17 protein-coding genes and 1 pseudogene are annotated in these 19820 nt (G+C 46.8%); 12 read left to right on the forward strand and 6 right to left on the reverse strand.

Going from position 1 to position 19820, the window contains the following annotated elements:
- Positions 1-16: 16 nt before the first annotated feature.
- From dgcJ to yeaG, 4 genes are all read right to left on the reverse strand, one after another.
- Positions 17-1507 carry a diguanylate cyclase DgcJ gene (gene dgcJ / locus ACJHWK_RS11685; protein ID WP_000766137.1) on the reverse strand — a complete coding sequence of 497 codons (1491 nt, stop codon included), beginning with the start codon at positions 1505-1507 and terminating at the stop codon, positions 17-19.
- Between the two features lie 180 nt (positions 1508-1687).
- A complete protein-coding gene (locus tag ACJHWK_RS11690) occupies positions 1688-3163 on the reverse strand; it encodes a GGDEF domain-containing protein (RefSeq protein WP_000621404.1) in 1476 nt (491 codons plus the stop codon).
- A gap of 146 nt (positions 3164-3309) precedes the next feature.
- Positions 3310-4593: a YeaH/YhbH family protein gene (locus tag ACJHWK_RS11695; protein WP_000219686.1), complete on the reverse strand. Its 1284-nt coding sequence runs from the start codon at positions 4591-4593 to the stop codon at positions 3310-3312.
- 112 nt (positions 4594-4705) lie between these two features.
- A complete protein-coding gene (gene yeaG, locus ACJHWK_RS11700) occupies positions 4706-6640 on the reverse strand; it encodes a protein kinase YeaG (protein WP_072664145.1) in 1935 nt (644 codons plus the stop codon).
- A 436-nt stretch (positions 6641-7076) separates the two neighbouring features.
- Here yeaG and mipA point away from each other — a divergent pair, with 436 nt between their 5' ends.
- Positions 7077-7823, forward strand: coding sequence for a scaffolding protein MipA (gene mipA, locus ACJHWK_RS11705; protein ID WP_000163771.1), 747 nt, complete (start codon positions 7077-7079; stop codon positions 7821-7823).
- Positions 7824-7912: 89 nt separating this feature from the next.
- On the forward strand, positions 7913-8767 hold the full coding sequence (gene yeaE, locus ACJHWK_RS11710; protein ID WP_001520673.1) for a methylglyoxal reductase YeaE: 855 nt from the start codon (positions 7913-7915) through the stop codon (positions 8765-8767).
- A 50-nt stretch (positions 8768-8817) separates the two neighbouring features.
- Here yeaE and ACJHWK_RS11715 read toward each other — a convergent pair whose 3' ends face one another.
- Both ACJHWK_RS11715 and gapA read right to left on the reverse strand, forming a co-directional pair.
- Positions 8818-9702, reverse strand: a complete 885-nt coding sequence (locus ACJHWK_RS11715) for a D-hexose-6-phosphate mutarotase (RefSeq protein ID WP_001520671.1) — start codon at positions 9700-9702, stop codon at positions 8818-8820.
- An 83-nt stretch (positions 9703-9785) separates the two neighbouring features.
- Positions 9786-10781 (reverse strand): glyceraldehyde-3-phosphate dehydrogenase, encoded by a 996-nt coding sequence (gene gapA / locus ACJHWK_RS11720; RefSeq protein WP_000153502.1) that lies wholly within the window; start codon positions 10779-10781, stop codon positions 9786-9788.
- Between the two features lie 341 nt (positions 10782-11122).
- Between gapA and msrB the strand changes: the two genes are divergently transcribed.
- The 10 genes and pseudogenes from msrB to ACJHWK_RS11770 form a co-directional block, all read left to right on the forward strand.
- Positions 11123-11536 carry a peptide-methionine (R)-S-oxide reductase MsrB gene (gene msrB, locus ACJHWK_RS11725; RefSeq protein WP_001284618.1) on the forward strand — a complete coding sequence of 138 codons (414 nt, stop codon included), beginning with the start codon at positions 11123-11125 and terminating at the stop codon, positions 11534-11536.
- Between the two features lie 41 nt (positions 11537-11577).
- Complete coding sequence (locus tag ACJHWK_RS11730) at positions 11578-11850, forward strand: YeaC family protein (protein ID WP_001046791.1); 273 nt, start codon at positions 11578-11580, stop codon at positions 11848-11850.
- Between the two features lie 369 nt (positions 11851-12219).
- The gene (locus ACJHWK_RS11735) at positions 12220-13296 is read left to right on the forward strand and encodes a zinc-binding dehydrogenase (protein WP_176263757.1); all 1077 of its coding nucleotides are present in this window, start codon (positions 12220-12222) and stop codon (positions 13294-13296) included.
- A 26-nt stretch (positions 13297-13322) separates the two neighbouring features.
- Positions 13323-14702, forward strand: a complete 1380-nt coding sequence (locus ACJHWK_RS11740) for an MFS transporter (protein WP_020233078.1) — start codon at positions 13323-13325, stop codon at positions 14700-14702.
- Between the two features lie 16 nt (positions 14703-14718).
- Positions 14719-15762, forward strand: coding sequence for an NAD(P)-dependent alcohol dehydrogenase (locus ACJHWK_RS11745; protein ID WP_410234845.1), 1044 nt, complete (start codon positions 14719-14721; stop codon positions 15760-15762).
- 20 nt (positions 15763-15782) lie between these two features.
- Positions 15783-16619 carry a ketose-bisphosphate aldolase gene (locus tag ACJHWK_RS11750; RefSeq protein WP_000878883.1) on the forward strand — a complete coding sequence of 279 codons (837 nt, stop codon included), beginning with the start codon at positions 15783-15785 and terminating at the stop codon, positions 16617-16619.
- Between the two features lie 4 nt (positions 16620-16623).
- Entirely contained in the window at positions 16624-17571 is a 948-nt protein-coding gene (locus tag ACJHWK_RS11755; protein WP_001520665.1) for a sugar kinase, read from the forward strand.
- Positions 17572-17580: 9 nt separating this feature from the next.
- Entirely contained in the window at positions 17581-18561 is a 981-nt protein-coding gene (gene ydjG / locus ACJHWK_RS11760; RefSeq protein ID WP_000723698.1) for an NADH-dependent methylglyoxal reductase, read from the forward strand.
- A gap of 136 nt (positions 18562-18697) precedes the next feature.
- Positions 18698-19456, forward strand: coding sequence for a DeoR/GlpR family DNA-binding transcription regulator (locus ACJHWK_RS11765; protein WP_000719088.1), 759 nt, complete (start codon positions 18698-18700; stop codon positions 19454-19456).
- Between the two features lie 117 nt (positions 19457-19573).
- Positions 19574-19717, forward strand: a pseudogene (locus tag ACJHWK_RS11770) (MFS transporter); the annotation flags it as partial.
- Positions 19718-19820: the final 103 nt, after the last annotated feature.

The raw sequence follows: 19820 nt of genomic DNA on the forward strand, positions 1-19820 counted from the left end.
CAACCACAGAAGGTTATCATGAACGGCTGTTTTTGTTCTGCTTATTGACATATAAACGCTCATCGGAAGCTTTATACGCATCATGTAACGTATCGTTTTCTTTCATCGCGTAAATACCGGAAGAGAAGCCGATCTCTTTCTGCGGCGCGATATGTTGCAGACGTTTTTCGATACGTTCAGGCAGTTGTGCTGCAATTTGCGGCGTCGAATCGACTAGAATGATGCAGAATTCATCGCCACCGAGTCGGATGGCATAATCACTTTTACGAATCGACTGTTTAATCGCCTGAGCTAATAACGTAATCGCTAAATCCCCCTCCTGATGACCGAGGGTGTCATTTATTTGCTTTAACTTGTCCATGTCAATTGCAATAAACATCACCGAAGAACCGGATTGCACCAGTTTTTGCAACCGCTGCTCCAGTTCAGGGGTTAAAATTTTGCGATTATACAGTCCTGTCATCGCATCACTAATATTTTCTCGCGACACATTTTGGTATAAACGGAAGTGCATCCGCACCATATTCAGCAAAATTAACGCCGTCAAAATCCAGAACAGAACGCTTTTCCACGAAGACGTGATAAAGTAAAGAATATCAATGGATAACGAGACACGAATGCCGCCCGGTAAGTCATGGACGTAACTGACATACTGGAACAGATTATCTTCGCTCTGGTTGATGATAATGTCGCGCCCCGAATCGGTATCGGTTAGCGTGACATTGAGAAAACGCCAGAGGAGAGGGCGGTCATGAGTGTAAAAGATATTCCGCAGATTGTTTTTATTAATATCCAGCAGCACAATCCCTTTTAGCTGCCCTGCGACATATACCGGCGTCAGCAAACTCATCACGTTCTGTTTAGTACGCTGATCCTGGTAAATGCTCGATAAAACGGTACGCCCGGTAAATACCTTTTCAATATCTTTGCGATCGATGCCAATACTTCCTGACTGCAGGAAAGACCAGTTATTCATCGCAAAGTACTCAACATTAACCGGCTCATAAAAATAGACATAGCGGTCATTGAGATCGAGATAATAGTGAAATTTCTCTTCGGCCATCCCAAGACCTGAACCGTAATCATCCTGGTGGCGGTTGCCTTCCACTGCCTGATCAAAAGCGGGTAATAGTGCAGCAGCTTCCACAATTGTGTCGCAGTCAGTGGATGCGGTTTGTAGTGTGCCGCGTAAGCCCGGGTATTTATGGGCAGTCAGGTTTAAGCCATGGGTATTATTGGCAGACTCAAAAGCCTCGCAGATGGCGCGCCGCTGTTCTGGCGATACTTCCGACTGCTCAGCAGCGAGAGCGCGCATCACATGCGCGGCAATACTCTGATTCTGATACTTATCATAAAGAAAGGAGGAGTCTGCTCTCTGCACGATATAGCGCAGATAGGCACTCATTGCTCTGTCGCTGGCGACAAGTTCAAAAATAAGGAAGGAAGATGTCAGCACAATGACACTTGCGGCGATAAAATGCCGGAGCATTCTATGGTGCAATTTCATGATAAATGGCACTCCTTCGGTTAGTGAAACGAGAAAACCAGATAAAGTTCGATTGCGGCCTGGCACAGGGGCGCTAATTATACTCATCTCTGCGCCGCTGGGGAGGGGAAATTTAGGGGTAATAGTAATAAATTGTATGCAAAAGCCACGCAAAAAGCATGGCTCTGAATATTTTTGCACTTAAATATGATGAATAATCACTTTGTTGCCCCCCTCGCTTTTCGCTTCGCGTAAGGCTTTATCTGCTTCCGTCATGACAAGCGAGATATTACGTGTGTCACCCGTTGAAAAAACCGTGCCAATACTGATGGTCATTTGCTCAGGAACATCATATCTGTTACTAAAGCCGGTCAGGAGTTCGACATTTTTACGCATACGTTCCGCAATGATTTTTGCCTGGGCACTATTGAGTTCGGTAAATAGCAAGCCAAACACCTCACCCTCCAGTCGCGCTAAAATATCATCGGGGCGGATGCTTTGCTGGATAATATCGACAATTGAAACCAGCACTTTATCACCCACACGATGTCCCCATTGGGCATTGATGCGTTTGAACTGATTAATATCAACCAGCATGACACAGAAGTCCTTAACAACAGGTCGCGACAATAATGACTCTACGCTGTTGAAAAAGTAGCGCCGATTATAAATATTGGTCAGTACATCATGAACTGCCAGTTTGCTGGAGAGTTGCAGTTCCTGAAAAATGTTATAAATCAGAAAAGACACCACAAACAGTTTACTGGAAACTTCAATCCCGCGACTGATATACCAGATGGTGTAATTATACTCATCCAGAGTCAGTAGAAGTAAGTTGCAGCATAGCGATGCCAGACATAATAATGCTATTAACGGCCATAGTTCGCTGGCTAATCGTGTACGCATGATAATAAAGAACAGTAAAAATGCCCACAGACAAACCAATATTTTTGTATAGTTGATTCCCCAGGTCGCAGTATGGTTGTCCGGACAGTAATCGACGACATACAAAGAATAGTCAGCGTTATAACTGCTCAGATTGTGCGCCAGAAGGGGAAAAACTAAAAAAGGAATCAGCGCCAGTAACAGAATGCCAGTTTTTTTCTTATTGTTGTCAAGGATGTTGTCTTTCCCATAACAAAAGAGCGCCAGCGAGGTTAAACAAATGAAACTGAGTTGGCGGAAAATATAGAAAATAGAAACATCATTCGACTTTGTCTGGATCAGTGTACTGCCGTTGATTGGCTTATGGATAATTACAATGGTTTCAACTAAATAGATAAGGCCACTTAAAAATGCAAGGCTTAAAATGAGTGTTGGTAAAATTTGTTTGTTAGTGAAATACTTCATTAACATGAAAAGAAAAATGACGGCGTTAAGGAAAAACAAAGCCACAACAACCATCAGGTAATTCATCTGTGGGATGAGTTTTACATTCGTGTTTTCGTTATATAAGGTAGTAATGCAAAATAAAATTAACGTCAGCAATAAGCTGAAAATAAAAAAGCCTTGAGCTTTTAATTTTTGTGTACCCATAGAAGCCATAAAAAGGAGAGCAATGTGAGTGCTGGATTTTATTGATGGCAGAGATATATAGTTTTGACCAGGATCAATTTTCGTTAACGATAAAAAATATTTAAAGAATAACCCCAGGGAAACACGTGTTGACCGAATCATTTTTCCGAATGATTGTTTTCTGGAACTAAATTGTGTAAAGGTTATGCTGTCATATTTAAAGCGATTGTAAGCTAATGTATGTAATAAATTAGATAATTTACAGTGAGCTAAAAATCAGCCAGGCGATAATGACCCGGCTGATAGTTTTAGTCTTTAGCTGTTGCATTTTGTTTATGAAACAGTTCACGGAACACCGGATAAATATCATCCTGGTCGCGGATATGCTGCATCGCAAAGTTGTCGAAAGTAGATTGCAGATGCTCATATTCTCGCCATAGTGTCTGATGTGCACGACGGGTAATTTCGATATAGCTGTAATAACGAACGACGGGTAATAATTTTTTCGCCAGGATTTCATGGCAAAGCGGAGAGTCATCGGCCCAGTTATCGCCGTCCGATGCTTGTGCCGCGTAAATATTCCACTGTGCCGGGTTATAACGCTCTTTCACTACCTCATCCATCAGTTTCAGGGCGCTGGAAACAATGGTGCCGCCAGTTTCCTGCGAGTAGAAAAACTCATGTTCATCGACTTCTTTCGCCTGGGTATGATGGCGGATGTATACGACTTCCACGTTCTTATACGTTCTGCTAAGGAACAGATACAGCAGAATATAAAAACGCTTAGCCATATCTTTAGTGGACTGATCCATTGAACCGGAAACGTCCATCAGGCAAAACATCACTGCCTGGCTGGAGGGATCGGGCCGCTTCTCGTAGTTCTTGTAACGTAAATCGAAGGTGTCAATAAAAGGGACGCGTTCAATTTTGGCACGTAATTCTGCAATTTCTTTGCGCAGACGTTCCTCTTCCAGCAGCTGCGCAGGTTCACTGTTGCTGATGATGGCCAAATTCTCTTCCAGTGCATGAAGTTCCCGCCGCTTGCCTGCCGTCATGGCTGTGCGTCGCGCCAGTGAGTTCTGCAAGGAACGCACAACGCTGATATTGGCCGGAACGCCGTTAGCGGTATAACCCGCCCGATGCGTTTTATATTCGGTCAGCTGGCGTTGTTGGTTTTGTTTCAGATTCGGTAAGGCCAGATCTTCAAAGAGCAGATCAAGATACTCATCTTTCGAAATCTGAAAGACAAATTCATCCTGACCTTCACCATCCTGGCTGGCCTGGCCCTGACCACTGCCGGAACCTCCGCCGCCACCCTGGGGACGTTCAATTCGGTCATTCTGGACGAAATGGTCATTGCCCGGATGCACGCGGTGGCGCAGACCGCCACGCCCCTGATGAAACATCGGTTCGCTAATATCTTCCGTGGGAATGGATACAGACTCGCCGCTGTCGACGTCAGTCACCGAACGCTTATTAATGGCCTCGGAGATCGACTGTTTAATTTGCGCTTTATAACGGCGTAAAAAACGCTGGCGATTCACCATGCTTTTGTTTTTGCCGTTCAGACGCCGGTCAATAAACCAGGTCATATGCCCCCCGTACTACATTTGCCAACTGTATGCTACGCCTGTGTTGCCGCTTCTCTGGCCCACGGTTCGCTGTCGTTGTAGGCCCGGTAGCATGTGTACCGGGCCAGGGTTGTTAAGACGATTTACGTACGCGCAAATACCATTCGCACAGTAAACGCACCTGTTTACGGGTGTAGCCTTTTTCCATCATACGGTCGACAAAATCGTCGTGTTTCTTTTGCTCGTCGGTTGACGTTTTGGCGTTAAACGAAATAACCGGCAACAGCTCCTCGGTATTGGAGAACATTTTCTTCTCGATAACCGTGCGCAGTTTTTCATAGCTGGTCCAGTTCGGATTGCGTCCGCTGTTATTCGCTCTGGCGCGCAGTACGAAGTTAACAATCTCGTTGCGGAAATCTTTTGGATTACTGATCCCCGCCGGTTTCTCGATTTTCTCCAGCTCGGCGTTAAGAGACTCGCGATCAAACAACTGCCCGGTATCCGGATCGCGATACTCCTGATCCTGAATCCAGAAATCCGCGTAGATAACATAACGGTCGAAAATGTTTTGCCCATATTCGGAATAGGATTCAAGGTAGGCCGTCTGGATCTCTTTGCCGATAAACTCGGCATATTTCGGGATCAAGTAACCTTTCAGGAACTCCAGATAGCGTTCCGCCTGTTCTTGCGGGAACTGCTCGCGCTCGATCTGCTGTTCCAGGACGTAGAACAGATGGACCGGGTTTGCCGCCACTTCTACATGATCGAAGTTGAACACGCGGGAGAGGATCTTAAACGCAAAACGCGTCGACAGACCGTTCATCCCTTCATCGACACCGGCGTAGTCACGATATTCCTGATACGACTTGGCTTTGGGATCTGTGTCTTTCAGACTTTCGCCATCATAAACCCGCATCTTTGAATAAATGCTGGAGTTTTCTGGCTCTTTAAGGCGCGAAAGAATGGAAAAACGTGACAGCGTTTCCAGCGTGCCAGGGGCGCAGGGGGCGTGAGTCAATTCACTGTGATTAAGCAATTTCTCGTAGATTTTGATCTCTTCGGAAATGCGCAAGCAATACGGCACCTTCACGATGTAAACACGATCGAGGAAGGCTTCGTTGTTTTTGTTATTACGGAAAGTGACCCATTCGGATTCGTTCGAGTGGGCGAGAATAATCCCGTTGAACGGCAGGGCGGAGATACCTTCCGTCCCGTTGTAGTTACCTTCCTGAGTGGCGGTTAGCAAGGGATGCAGCACTTTAATCGGTGCTTTAAACATCTCAACGAATTCCATGATCCCCTGGTTGGCGCGGCACAGTGCACCGGAATAGCCGTAGGCGTCCGGGTCATTCTGCGCGTAGTGTTCGAGTTTACGAATATCGACTTTCCCAACCAGCGCGGAGATGTCCTGGTTGTTCTCATCACCGGGTTCCGTTTTGGCGATAGCAATTTGTTGCAGAATTGACGGCCAGACCTTCACTACCCGGAACTTAGTGATATCGCCACCAAATTCATGCAGGCGTTTTGCCGCCCACGGCGACATGATGGTGCCGAGATAACGGCGAGGAATGCCATACTCTTTTTCCAGAATCTGCGCATCTTCCTGCGGATTGAAAAGACAGAACGGATGATCGTTGACCGGGCTACGCTCACCGTTGGCGCTCAATACATAAATCGGTACGAGCTGCATTAATGATTTCAGTCGCTCAGCAAGCGATGATTTACCCCCACCCACAGGCCCCAGCAGATACAGGATTTGTTTCTTCTCTTCCAGCCCCTGAGCCGCGTGTTTCAGATAAGAGACAATCTGTTCAATCGCGTCTTCCATGCCGTAAAACTCTTCAAACGCCGGATAACGTGCAATGACCCGGTTAGAAAAGAGTCGAGAAAGTCTGGGTTCCTGGGCTGTATCGACCATGACAGGCTCACCGATAGCCATCAATAGCCGCTCAGCCGCGTTGGCATAAGCACTGCGATCTTGCCGACAAGTGGTAAGAAACTCCTGCAGTGTGAACTCTTCGTCCTTGGCAGCTTCATATCGCTGGCGATAGTGATCGAATATATTCATGGTATGCCGTCCTTTCGTTTTTTAGCACAGGTTAAGAGCCGTTCATATGAATAGTAGAGGCTCCCGGAAGAGGTAAACTGAACGACGTCTCTTGCTAAAACACAGCAACTCTCATGCCATTTTATCGACGATGAGAACAACGTGCCCGGTGATACACCTTCAAAATTAAGCGTAGATGGCAAATGGAAAACTTGCCTGCACGGCTTTCTTAATTTCAATGGCATATCAACAACTCATCCATAAATTTTGCATAATTAATGTAAAGACCAGGGTCGCCAGTAACGCTAAATTCATTTGGCTGTAAGCGCGGTGTCATCCGCGTCAGGAAAATTAAACAGTTACTTAAAAAAAATGAAAACGTAAAAAGGTTGGGTTTCGATGTATTGACGGGTAAACTTTGTCGCCCGCTAAACATTTGTTTAAGGAATGATTAATTGTGACCAAACTCAAACTTCTGGCACTTGGAGTGCTTATCGCAACGTCTGCAGGCGTAGCGCACGCTGAAGGTAAATTTTCCCTGGGCGCAGGCGTAGGTGTCGTTGAACACCCATATAAAGATTACGATACCGATGTTTACCCAGTACCGGTAATCAACTATGAAGGCGATAACTTCTGGTTCCGTGGCTTAGGTGGTGGTTACTACCTGTGGAATGACGCAACGGACAAACTTTCAATTACCGCTTATTGGTCGCCGCTTTACTTCAAAGCGAAAGACAGTGGCGATCACCAAATGCGTCACCTGGATGACCGTAAGAGCACCATGATGGCTGGTCTGTCTTATGCTCACTTTACACAGTACGGTTACCTGCGTACCACCCTGGCTGGCGATACCCTGGATAACAGCAACGGCATCGTCTGGGATATGGCCTGGTTGTATCGTTACACCAACGGTGGACTGACCGTGACTCCGGGTATTGGTGTGCAGTGGAACAGCGAAAACCAGAACGAATACTATTATGGCGTATCGCGCAAAGAGTCCGCTCGCAGCGGTCTGCGTGGCTATAACCCGAACGACAGCTGGAGCCCTTACCTGGAGCTGAGCGCCAGCTACAATTTCCTCGGCGACTGGAGTGTTTACGGTACCGCGCGCTACACCCGTCTGTCTGATGAAGTTACTGACAGCCCAATGGTGGATAAATCCTGGACTGGCCTGATTTCTACCGGGATCACCTACAAATTCTGATAATGCATCTTTCCAGGGCATTTTGTGCATAAAAACAGGGCGTCATGCCCTGTTTTGCATTACGGTGGTGCAATACCTGGGAGGAAACAATGCAACAAAAAATGATTCAATTTAGTGGCGATGTCTCACTGCCAGCCATAGGGCAGGGAACATGGTATATGGGCGAAGATGCCAGTCAGCGTAAAACAGAAGTAGCTGCACTACGCGCGGGCATTGAGCTCGGTTTAACCCTCATTGATACCGCCGAAATGTATGCCGAGGGCGGTGCCGAAATGGTGGTTGGGGAAGCATTAACCGGTCTGCGAGAGAAGGTCTTTCTCGTCTCTAAAGTCTATCCGTGGAATGCTGGCGGGCAAAAAGCGATAAATGCATGCGAAGCCAGTTTACGCCGTCTCAATACTGATTATCTCGATCTCTACTTATTACACTGGTCTGGCAGTTTCGCTCTCGAAGAGACTGTCGCAGCAATGGAAAAATTGATCGCCCAGGGCAAAATCCGCCGCTGGGGCGTTTCTAACCTTGATTATGCCGATATGCAGGAACTCTGGCAGCTGCCGGGGGGGAATCAGTGTGCCACTAATCAGGTGCTTTACCATCTCGGTTCACGAGGGATTGAGTACGATCTACTTCCCTGGTGCCAGAAACAGCAGATGCCGGTGATGGCTTACAGTCCGTTAGCCCAGGCCGGGCGGTTGCGCAATGGGCTGTTAAAAAACGCGGTAGTCAACGAAATTGCACATGCTCACAATATCAGCGCGGCACAAGTATTGTTGGCGTGGGTGATCAGTCATCAGGGTGTGATGGCGATTCCAAAAGCGGCCACGATTGCCCATGTCCAACAAAATGCGGCTGTGCTTGAGGTCGAACTTTCATCAGCGGAATTAGCTATGCTGGATAAGGCATATCCGGCACCAAAAGAAAAAACTGCGCTGGATATGGTGTGATGTTGATACGTGCCGGATGCATCGCACCCGGCACACAACATTAACGCAAATTAACGTTTCGCAACGCGAATGGATTGCGCCAGATGTGCAGGTTTTTCTTTGGTCACTTTTTGCGTTTCTGAAGCGTAAGCCGTTTCTACACAAACAAAGGTCTTGTAGCCATCGTCCGGCATGTCGCCCATGCTAACTGAAAGCGCCGGTCCCGGATTCCAGCCTACAACGTTCAGATGATGCTGGTGGCCTACGGCGATAATACGATTCAGCGCTTCATCATTAATCACGCTGCAATCTTGCGGATTCAGATACACGCGATCGGTACGGTCAGGGAAGGTCTGAATACCGTCGGTCAGTACATCTTCTTTCGCGTCATTCACTTTATCAATGAAGCGATCGCCCAGTCCACTGACGCTTACCTTAGTGATATCACCCACGTTAAAGTAGGTATGCAGGGCAGAGGTGGTTTCAAATTCGCCGTGTGCTTCAAGATCGATTTCACAGGCTTTACCCACGCGGAAATGCGCTAATAGCGTAAAGTCGTGCGGCCAGAATTTTTTCGTCTCTTCGCTTTGTGTCAATTCAAAAGTCAGCGCTACGCCATCAGCATCTTCACGATGTGATTTCAGCGTCCACGGCAGGTTGCGGGCAAAACCGTGCGCAGGCAGACCTTGTTGTGCAGCCGGACCAAACCACGGCCAGCAAACCGGTACGCCACCGCGAATAGCGACGCCATTTTTGAACGGTGTGTTATTGCTCAACCACAGAACTTCTTCTTCACCTGCAGGTTTCCATGAGAGAAGGTGTGCGCCCTGTAATGCAAAAGAGGCTTTTACCTGGGGATGATCGACCACAATGAGGTCCAGTTCATCCAGTTTACGACGGGAGAGGACAGGGGAGATTTGTTCGATGACCGGAAGGGCAAAAATTTTCTTAATCATGACGCAGTCCTTTAACTTCATTTTATCAGGTAAAAAAAAGAGCGACCGAAGTCGCTCTTTTTAGATCACAGTGTCATCTCAACTTATTTGGAGATGTGAGCGATCAGGTCCAGAACTTTGTTGGAGTAACCGGTTTCGTTGTCGTACCAGGATACCAGTTTCACGAAGTTGTCGTTCAGAGCGATACCAGCTTTAGCATCGAACACGGAAGTGCAAACTTCGCCGTTGAAATCGGTAGATACTACGTCATCTTCGGTGTAGCCCAGAACGCCTTTCATTTCGCCTTCAGCAGCAGCTTTAACGGCAGCTTTGATCTGCTCGTAAGTTGCAGCTTTTTCCAGACGAACGGTCAGGTCAACTACGGATACGTTCGGGGTCGGAACGCGGAACGCCATACCAGTCAGTTTGCCATTCAGTTCTGGCAGTACTTTACCTACAGCTTTAGCAGCACCGGTAGAGGACGGGATGATGTTCTGGGAAGCACCGCGGCCGCCGCGCCAGTCTTTGTGAGACGGGCCATCAACGGTTTTCTGAGTAGCGGTAGTAGCGTGAACGGTGGTCATCAGACCTTCGATGATGCCGAAGTTATCGTTGATAACTTTAGCCAGCGGAGCCAGGCAGTTGGTGGTGCAGGAAGCGTTGGAAACGATGTCCTGGCCAGCATATTTGTCGAAGTTAGCGCCTTTAACGAACATCGGAGTGTTGTCTTTAGACGGACCAGTCATAACCACTTTTTTCGCGCCAGCGGTGATGTGTTTACGAGCAGTTTCGTCAGTCAGGAACAGACCAGTTGCTTCAGCGACAACGTCAACACCAACTTCGTCCCATTTCAGGTTAGCCGGATCACGTTCAGCGGTAACACGGATTTTTTTACCGTTAACGATCAGATGACCGTCTTTCACTTCAACGGTACCGTCGAAACGGCCGTGAGTGGAGTCATATTTCAGCATGTATGCCATGTAATCAGCGTCTAACAGGTCGTTGATTGCAACGATCTCGATGTCAGAACGTTTCTGAGCAGCACGGAAAACAATGCGACCGATACGGCCAAAACCGTTGATACCTACTTTGATAGTCATATATTCCACCAGCTATTTGTTAGTGAATAAAAGGTTGCCTGTAAAATTACAAAAACCTTACGCAGCGTCAAGCGGAATCGTGTCAATCATTGCGACAAATCAATCCTGTGCCTAAGCATTACGCGACTGACTCGCCTCACTCTTCCTTTGGGCTTGAGACCACATGGGGTCGGCGTCCCGAATTTTAAAGGGCAATTACGATAAAAATGTGATTTTCATCACGATTTAGGTGCAGCCATTTCGTCGAGATCAAGTTTAGGACAAATTTTTGCCAGTTGGTGTTAATGTTTTGTTAGAATCAGTCACGTAATGTGAGCACGATTAAAGTGAGATGTGAGCAAATGGCTAATAAACCTTCGGCAGAAGAACTGAAAAAAAATTTGTCCGAGATGCAGTTCTACGTGACGCAGAATCATGGGACCGAGCCGCCATTTACGGGTCGTTTACTGCATAACAAGCGTGACGGCGTATATCACTGTTTGATCTGCGATGCCCCGCTGTTTCATTCCCAAACCAAGTATGATTCCGGCTGTGGCTGGCCCAGTTTCTACGAACCGGTGAGTGAAGAATCCATTCGTTATATCAAAGACTTGTCACATGGAATGCAGCGCATAGAAATTCGTTGCGGTAACTGTGATGCCCATCTGGGGCATGTCTTCCCCGACGGGCCGCAGCCAACGGGCGAACGTTATTGTGTTAACTCTGCCTCTTTACGCTTTACCGATGGCGAAAACGGCGAAGAAATCAACGGTTGAAAAAACGATTCAGCAACTTATTCCACAGGAGCGGAAAAATTATGAATCTTGATGACATTATCAACAGCATGACGCCTGAGGTATACCAGCGTTTGTCGACCGCCGTTGAATTGGGGAAATGGCCTGATGGCGTTGCGTTGACCGAGGAACAAAAAGAGAACTGCCTGCAACTGGTGATGCTGTGGCAAGCCCGCAATAATACCGAAGCACAGCATATGACAATTGACACAAATGGTCAGATGGTCATGAAGAGCAAACAACAGTTAAAAGAAGACTTTGGTATCTCAGCAAAGCCTATTGCCATGTTTAAGTAAGTGGTTTGTCCCCTTTTTGCCGCGGTTATAAAGGGGATAGCCAACAATAACCCCACGACTCATCTCAATTATCTCGTCACGACCAGGCAAAGCCCCAGCCCGGTCTCTTGCAGTCGCGTTCACGCCTGAATGACTTCTCCTGAACTTAAGTCTCAGACCTATTTGGCCGGTAATCCCTCTCAAATTTGCTCATTTTGCGTTCCGCCTTCCATCAACCTGTAACAGATCCAGCCATTTTCTGCGTAATTGTGATCTGAGTTGTAAAACGCAGATCATTATCTGTGTTTTACAGATTTAATGTTGACCTCAAAAATCATGTGGGTAAGTATGATGACCATCTAAGCAAAACAAAACACAGAGGATGACGCAATGAAAGCACTGGCTCGGTTTGGCAAAGCCTTTGGCGGCTACAAGATGATCGATGTGCCACAACCCATTTGTGGCCCGGAAGATGTAGTGATTGAAATTAAAGCCGCGGCAATCTGCGGCGCAGACATGAAGCACTACAATGTCGATAGCGGTTCTGATGAGTTTAACTCTATCCGCGGCCATGAGTTCGCAGGTTGTATTGCGCAGGTTGGTGAAAAAGTCAAAGACTGGAAAGTGGGGCAACGCGTCGTGTCAGATAACAGCGGTCACGTCTGCGGCGTTTGTCCGGCCTGTGAACAAGGTGATTTTCTGTGTTGTAAAGAAAAAGTAAACCTTGGTCTGGATAACAATACCTGGGGCGGTGGTTTTTCCAAATATTGTCTGGTTCCTGGTGAAATTCTCAAAATTCATCGTCATGCGTTGTGGGAAATCCCTGATGGTGTTGATTATGAGGACGCAGCCGTACTTGACCCTATCTGTAATGCCTACAAATCCATCGCGCAGCAATCGAAATTCCTTCCTGGTCAGGATGTGGTCGTCATCGGCACTGGCCCACTCGGGCTGTTCTCCGTACAAATGGCGCGGATTATGGGGGCGGTAAATATCGTCGTCGTTGGTCTGCAAGAAGATGTGGCGGTCCGCTTTCCGGTTGCAAAAGAACTGGGTGCGACGGCTGTAGTAAATGGTTCTACCGAAGATGTGGTGGCGCGCTGCCAGCAAATTTGTGGCAAAGACAATCTGGGACTGGTGATTGAATGCTCCGGTGCCAATATCGCATTGAAACAAGCCATCGAAATGCTCCGCCCGAACGGGGAAGTGGTACGCGTTGGAATGGGCTTCAAACCTCTTGATTTCTCGATTAATGACATTACCGCCTGGAACAAAAGCATCATTGGGCATATGGCCTATGACTCCACCTCATGGCGTAACGCTCTCCGGCTATTAGCCAGCGGCGCTATCAAAGTCAAACCGATGATCACGCATCGTATCGGCCTGTCGCAATGGCGCGAAGGGTTTGATGCGATGGTCGATAAAACCGCAATCAAAGTGATCATGACTTACGACTTTGATGAATAACTACTCTCCTGAAGGAACGTTATCGCATGGAACAGATAACAAAACCGCATTGTGGTGCACGGCTGGATCGCTTACCGGATTGCCGCTGGCATTCGTCAATATTTGCCATCGTCTCGTTTGGCTTGCTTGTCTGCTGGAGTAATGCCGTTGGTGGCTTGATCCTCGCGCAGCTGAAAGAGTTGGGCTGGACAGATAATTCCACCACTGCCACATTCTCAGCAATCACGACCGCCGGAATGTTTCTCGGTGCGCTGGTTGGCGGCATCATCGGTGACAAAACCGGTCGCAGAAATGCGTTCATCCTCTATGAGGCCATTCATATTGCCTCGATGGTGGTCGGTGCTTTTTCACCGAATATGGATTTCCTTATTGCCTGCCGTTTTGTGATGGGCGTTGGGCTGGGAGCTTTACTGGTGACGCTGTTTGCTGGTTTCACCGAATATATGCCCGGTAGAAATCGCGGAACGTGGTCCAGTCGGGTTTCTTTTATTGGCAACTGGTCATATCCGCTCTGTTCATTGATTGCGATGGGACTCACGCCTCTGATTAGTGCAGAGTGGAACTGGCGAGTACAACTGCTTATCCCTGCAATATTGTCGCTTATTGCTACGGCGCTGGCCTGGCGCTACTTTCCTGAATCCCCGCGCTGGCTGGAATCGCGCGGACGGTATCAGGAAGCCGAGAAAGTCATGCGGAGTATAGAAGAAGGCGTCATACGCCAGACGGGAAAACCTTTGCCGCCCGTGGTTATTGCTGATGACGGTAAAGCGCCACAAGCGGTGCCGTATTCAGCCTTACTGACAGGAGTATTACTGAAACGCGTGATATTAGGTTCTTGTGTGCTGATTGCCATGAACGTTGTGCAGTACACACTAATTAACTGGTTGCCAACAATATTCATGACCCAGGGGATTAATTTAAAAGACTCGATTGTTTTAAATACCATGAGTATGTTTGGTGCGCCATTTGGTATTTTTATTGCCATGCTGGTGATGGATAAAATTCCGCGTAAAACAATGGGTGTGGGGCTATTAATCCTGATTGCGGTGCTCGGATATATCTATTCACTGCAAACCAGTATGTTGCTCATAACGCTGATTGGTTTCTTCCTGATTACTTTCGTCTATATGTACGTTTGCTATGCCTCGGCAGTGTATGTCCCTGAGATCTGGCCGACAGAGGCCAAATTACGTGGCTCCGGTCTGGCGAATGCAGTAGGGCGAATCAGTGGTATTGCCGCACCTTATGCCGTTGCAGTGCTGCTCAGTAGTTATGGCGTAACGGGAGTCTTTATTCTTCTGGGGGCGGTTTCAATTATTGTCGCAATTGCTATCGCCACCATTGGAATTGAAACCAAAGGTGTCTCCGTTGAAAGTTTAAGTATTGATGCAGTAGTCAATAAATAATACTGGTGGATTCAAAATGAAAAATTCAAAAGCAATATTGCAGGTGCCGGGCACAATGAAAATTATTTCAGCAGAAATACCTGTGCCTAAAGAAGATGAAGTTTTGATTAAAGTGGAATATGTCGGTATTTGTGGTTCAGATGTACATGGTTTTGAATCAGGCCCGTTTATTCCGCCTAAAGACCCAAATCAAGAAATTGGCCTGGGTCATGAATGCGCCGGGACGGTTGTGGCTGTGGGAAGCCGAGTGCGCAAATTTAAAGCGGGGGATCGAGTAAATATCGAACCTGGCGTTCCTTGCGGTCACTGTCGTTACTGTCTGGAAGGCAAATATAACATCTGCCCGGACGTTGATTTTATGGCGACACAACCTAACTACCGCGGCGCATTAACGCACTATCTGTGTCATCCGGAGAGCTTTACTTACAAACTGCCCGACAATATGGACACGATGGAAGGGGCGCTGGTGGAGCCTGCCGCAGTCGGGATGCATGCCGCGATGCTGGCAGATGTTAAACCGGGTAAGAAGATAATTATTCTGGGAGCGGGTTGTATTGGTTTGATGACGTTGCAAGCGTGCAAATGCCTGGGAGCTACGGATATTGCCGTCGTTGATGTACTGGAAAAACGTCTGACAATGGCGGAACAGCTCGGCGCGACAGTGGTTATTAACGGCGCAAAAGAAGACACTATTGCACGCTGTCAGCAATTTACCGAAGAAATGGGCGCAGATATTGTTTTCGAAACAGCGGGTTCTGCGGTCACCGTTAAACAGGCACCTTATCTGGTAATGCGCGGCGGTAAAATTATGATTGTTGGTACTGTACCGGGCGATTCGGCAATCAATTTCCTCAAAATCAATCGCGAAGTCACTATTCAGACAGTATTCCGCTATGCCAATCGTTATCCGGTCACGATTGAAGCTATTTCCTCAGGGCGATTCGATGTGAAATCGATGGTGACACATATTTACGATTATCAGGATGTACAACAGGCATTTGAAGAGTTGGTTAACAACAAACGCGACATTATTAAAGGCGTTATTAAAATTAGCGATTAATTAATACGGGAGAACAGAATATGCTCGCAGATATCAGATATTGGGAAAACGATGCTACAAATAAACATTATGCAATTGCCCATTTTAACGTATGGAATGCAGAAATGTTGATGGGCGTTATCGACGCAGCCGAAGAAGCGAAATCACCGGTTATTATTTCTTTTGGTACAGGTTTTGTCGGGAACACCTCATTTGAAGATTTCTCTCACATGATGGTATCAATGGCAAAAAAAGCAACGGTGCCGGTAATAACTCATTGGGATCATGGTCGGAGTATGGAAATTATTCATAACGCCTGGACTCATGGTATGAATTCATTAATGCGTGATGCTTCCGCATTTGATTTCGAAGAAAATATTCGTTTAACCAAAGAGGCTGTTGATTTCTTCCATCCGCTGGGTATTCCGGTAGAGGCAGAATTAGGGCATGTCGGTAATGAAACCGTTTATGAAGAAGCGCTGGCGGGCTATCACTATACCGATCCTGACCAGGCGGCTGAATTTGTTGAACGTACGGGCTGTGACTCATTGGCTGTCGCCATCGGCAACCAGCATGGGGTTTATACGTCAGAGCCACAATTGAACTTTGAGGTCGTCAAACGCGTACGCGATGCCGTTTCTGTTCCGCTGGTTTTGCACGGCGCATCGGGGATCAGTGATACCGACATTAAAACTGCAATTTCGTTGGGTATCGCGAAAATCAACATTCATACGGAGCTCTGTCAGGCCGCAATGGTAGCAGTGAAAGAAAACCAGGATCAGCCTTTCCTGCATTTAGAACGTGAAGTACGTAAAGCTGTAAAAGAACGGGCATTGGAAAAAATTAAACTGTTCGGTTCTGATGGCAAAGCGGAATAATGATATGGATAATCTCGACATTATTTGTATAGGTGCCGCTATTGTTGATATTCCATTGCAACCGGTCAGTAAAAATATCTTTGATGTGGATTCTTATCCTCTTGAAAGAATCGCAATGACCACCGGGGGTGATGCAATAAATGAAGCAACAATTATTTCTCGTCTGGGCCATCGCACAGCATTAATGAGTCGTGTTGGTAAAGATGCCGCAGGACAATTTATTCTCGACCATTGCCGCAAAGAGAATATTGATATTCAAAGCCTGAAGCAGGACGTCAGCATAGATACCTCTATTAACGTTGGACTGGTGACGGAGGATGGCGAGCGGACGTTTGTCACAAACCGTAACGGTAGTCTGTGGAAATTGAATATTGACGATGTTGATTTTGCGCGGTTTTCTCAGGCGAAATTATTATCACTGGCCAGTATTTTCAACAGTCCTCTATTGGATGGTAAAGCGCTAACAGAAATTTTTACGCAAGCTAAAGCCCGGCAGATGATTATCTGTGCCGATATGATCAAACCACGGTTGAATGAAACGCTGGATGATATTTGCGAAGCATTGAGTTTTGTCGATTATCTGTTTCCTAATTTTGCCGAGGCAAAATTACTCACCGGGAAAGAGACACTGGATGAAATTGCTGACTGCTTTCTTGCGTGCGGCGTAAAAACGGTGGTGATTAAAACGGGTAAAGACGGCTGCTTTATCAAGCGTGGTGACATGACGATGAAGGTGCCGGCGGTCGCAGGAATAACCGCCATCGACACTATTGGCGCGGGCGATAACTTTGCTTCTGGCTTTATAGCGGCTCTGTTAGAAGGCAAAAATCTGCGTGAATGCGCACGCTTTGCCAATGCAACGGCGGCTATCTCGGTTCTAAGCGTCGGTGCCACCACCGGCGTAAAAAACAGAAAGCTGGTCGAACAATTGCTGGAAGAATACGAAGGATAATGAAGGCAAATGAAAAAGATACCTTTAGGCACAACGGATATTACGCTTTCGCGAATGGGGTTGGGGACATGGGCCATTGGCGGCGGTCCTGCATGGAATGGCGATCTCGATCAGCAAATATGTATTGATACGATTCTTGAAGCCCATCGTTGTGGCATTAATCTGATTGATACTGCGCCAGGATATAACTTTGGCAATAGTGAAGTTATCGTCGGTCAGGCGTTAAAAAAACTGCCCCGTGAACAGGTTGTAGTAGAAACCAAATGCGGCATTGTCTGGGAACGAAAAGGAAGTTTATTCAACAAAGTTGGCGATCGGCAGTTGTATAAAAACCTTTCCCCGGAATCTATCCGCGAAGAGGTAGAAGCCAGCTTGCAACGTCTGGGTATTGATTACATCGATATCTACATGACGCACTGGCAGTCGGTGCCGCCATTTTTTACGCCGATCGCTGAAACTGTCGCAGTGCTCAATGAGTTAAAGGCCGAAGGGAAAATTCGCGCTATAGGCGCTGCTAACGTCGATGCTGACCATATCCGCGAGTATCTGCAATATGGTGAACTGGATATTATTCAGGCGAAATACAGTATCCTCGACCGGGCAATGGAAAGCGAACTGCTGCCGCTATGTCGTGATAATGGCATTGTGGTACAGGTTTATTCCCCGTTAGAGCAGGGATTGTTGACCGGTACCATCACTCGTGATTACGTCCCGGGCGGCGCTCGGGCAAATAAAGTCTGGTTCCAGCGTGAAAACATGCTGAAAGTGATTGATATGCTTGAACAGTGGCAGCCACTCTGTGCTCGTTATCAGTGCACAATTCCCACTCTGGCACTGGCGTGGATATTAAAACAGAGTGATTTAATTTCCATTCTTAGTGGGGCTACTGCACCGGAACAGGTACGCGAAAATGTCGCGGCATTGAATATCAACTTATCGGATGCAGACGCAACATTGATGAGGGAAATGGCAGAGGCCCTGGAGCGTTAAATACTCAACACGATTCACCTCTGTTTCTGTGAAAACTGTGATGAAAATCTGTGATTCAAACAGGTTATTTTGAAAGTAAACATCAATTATGCGATAATCGTGCTAATGTGATGTAAAAAGATACAGGGGTGTAATCGTGGCGGCAAAAGACAGGATTCAGGCAATTAAGCAAATGGTTGCCAACGATAAAAAGGTGACAGTCTCAAATTTGAGTGGGATTTTTCAGGTAACCGAAGAAACCATTCGCCGCGATCTTGAGAAGCTGGAAGATGAAGGCTTTTTGACCAGAACCTATGGTGGTGCTGTTTTAAATACAGCGATGTTGACGGAGAATATCCATTTTTATAAGCGCGCTTCATCGTTTTATGAAGAGAAGCAGCTTATTGCACGCAAGGCACTACCCTTTATCGACAATAAAACCACCATGGCAGCCGATTCCAGTAGTACCGTAATGGAATTGCTCAAATTGTTACAGGACCGTAGTGACCTGACGTTGCTAACCAACTCGGCGGAAGCGATTCATGTTCTGGCTCAGTCAGAAATTAAAGTCGTTTCAACGGGTGGGGAACTAAACAAAAATACACTTTCCCTGCAAGGAAGAATTACTAAAGAGATCATCAGCCGCTACCATGTCGATATCATGGTAATGAGTTGTAAAGGTCTAGATATTAACAGCGGCGCGCTGGACTCTAACGAAGCGGAAGCTGAAATCAAAAAGACAATGATCCGTCAGGCGACAGAGGTTGCGTTATTGGTTGATCACTCTAAGTTTGATCGCAAAGCTTTTGTCCAGTTAGCTGACTTTAGTCATATTAATTACATAATAACTGATAAATCACCGGGTGCAGAGTGGATAGCATTTTGCAAAGACAATAATATCCAGCTGGTGTGGTAATTTAAGCACACGTTGTCAATATTATTTGTTCCTGCGCCTGGAAAATAAAATGATGATAAAGATGCGGCAAGTGAATTTGCCGCAATTGCTACCTTTTTAGCAAATCCGAGGCACCTAATGGAACAATATGATCAAATTGGCGCAAGACTGGACCGCTTGCCTTTGGCCCGGTTTCATTATCGTATATTTGGTATTATAAGCTTTAGTCTGTTATTAACGGGTTTTTTGAGTTATTCAGGCAATGTTGTTTTAGGGAAGGTGCGAACAAGTCCCTGATATGAGATCATGTTTGTCATCTGGAGCCATGGAACAGGGTTCATCATGAGTCATCAACTTACCTTCGCCGACAGTGAATTCAGCAGTA

Source organism: Escherichia sp. WS547 (assembly GCF_046486065.1).
In the GTDB taxonomy this organism is placed as follows: Bacteria; Pseudomonadota; Gammaproteobacteria; order Enterobacterales; family Enterobacteriaceae; genus Escherichia; species Escherichia coli.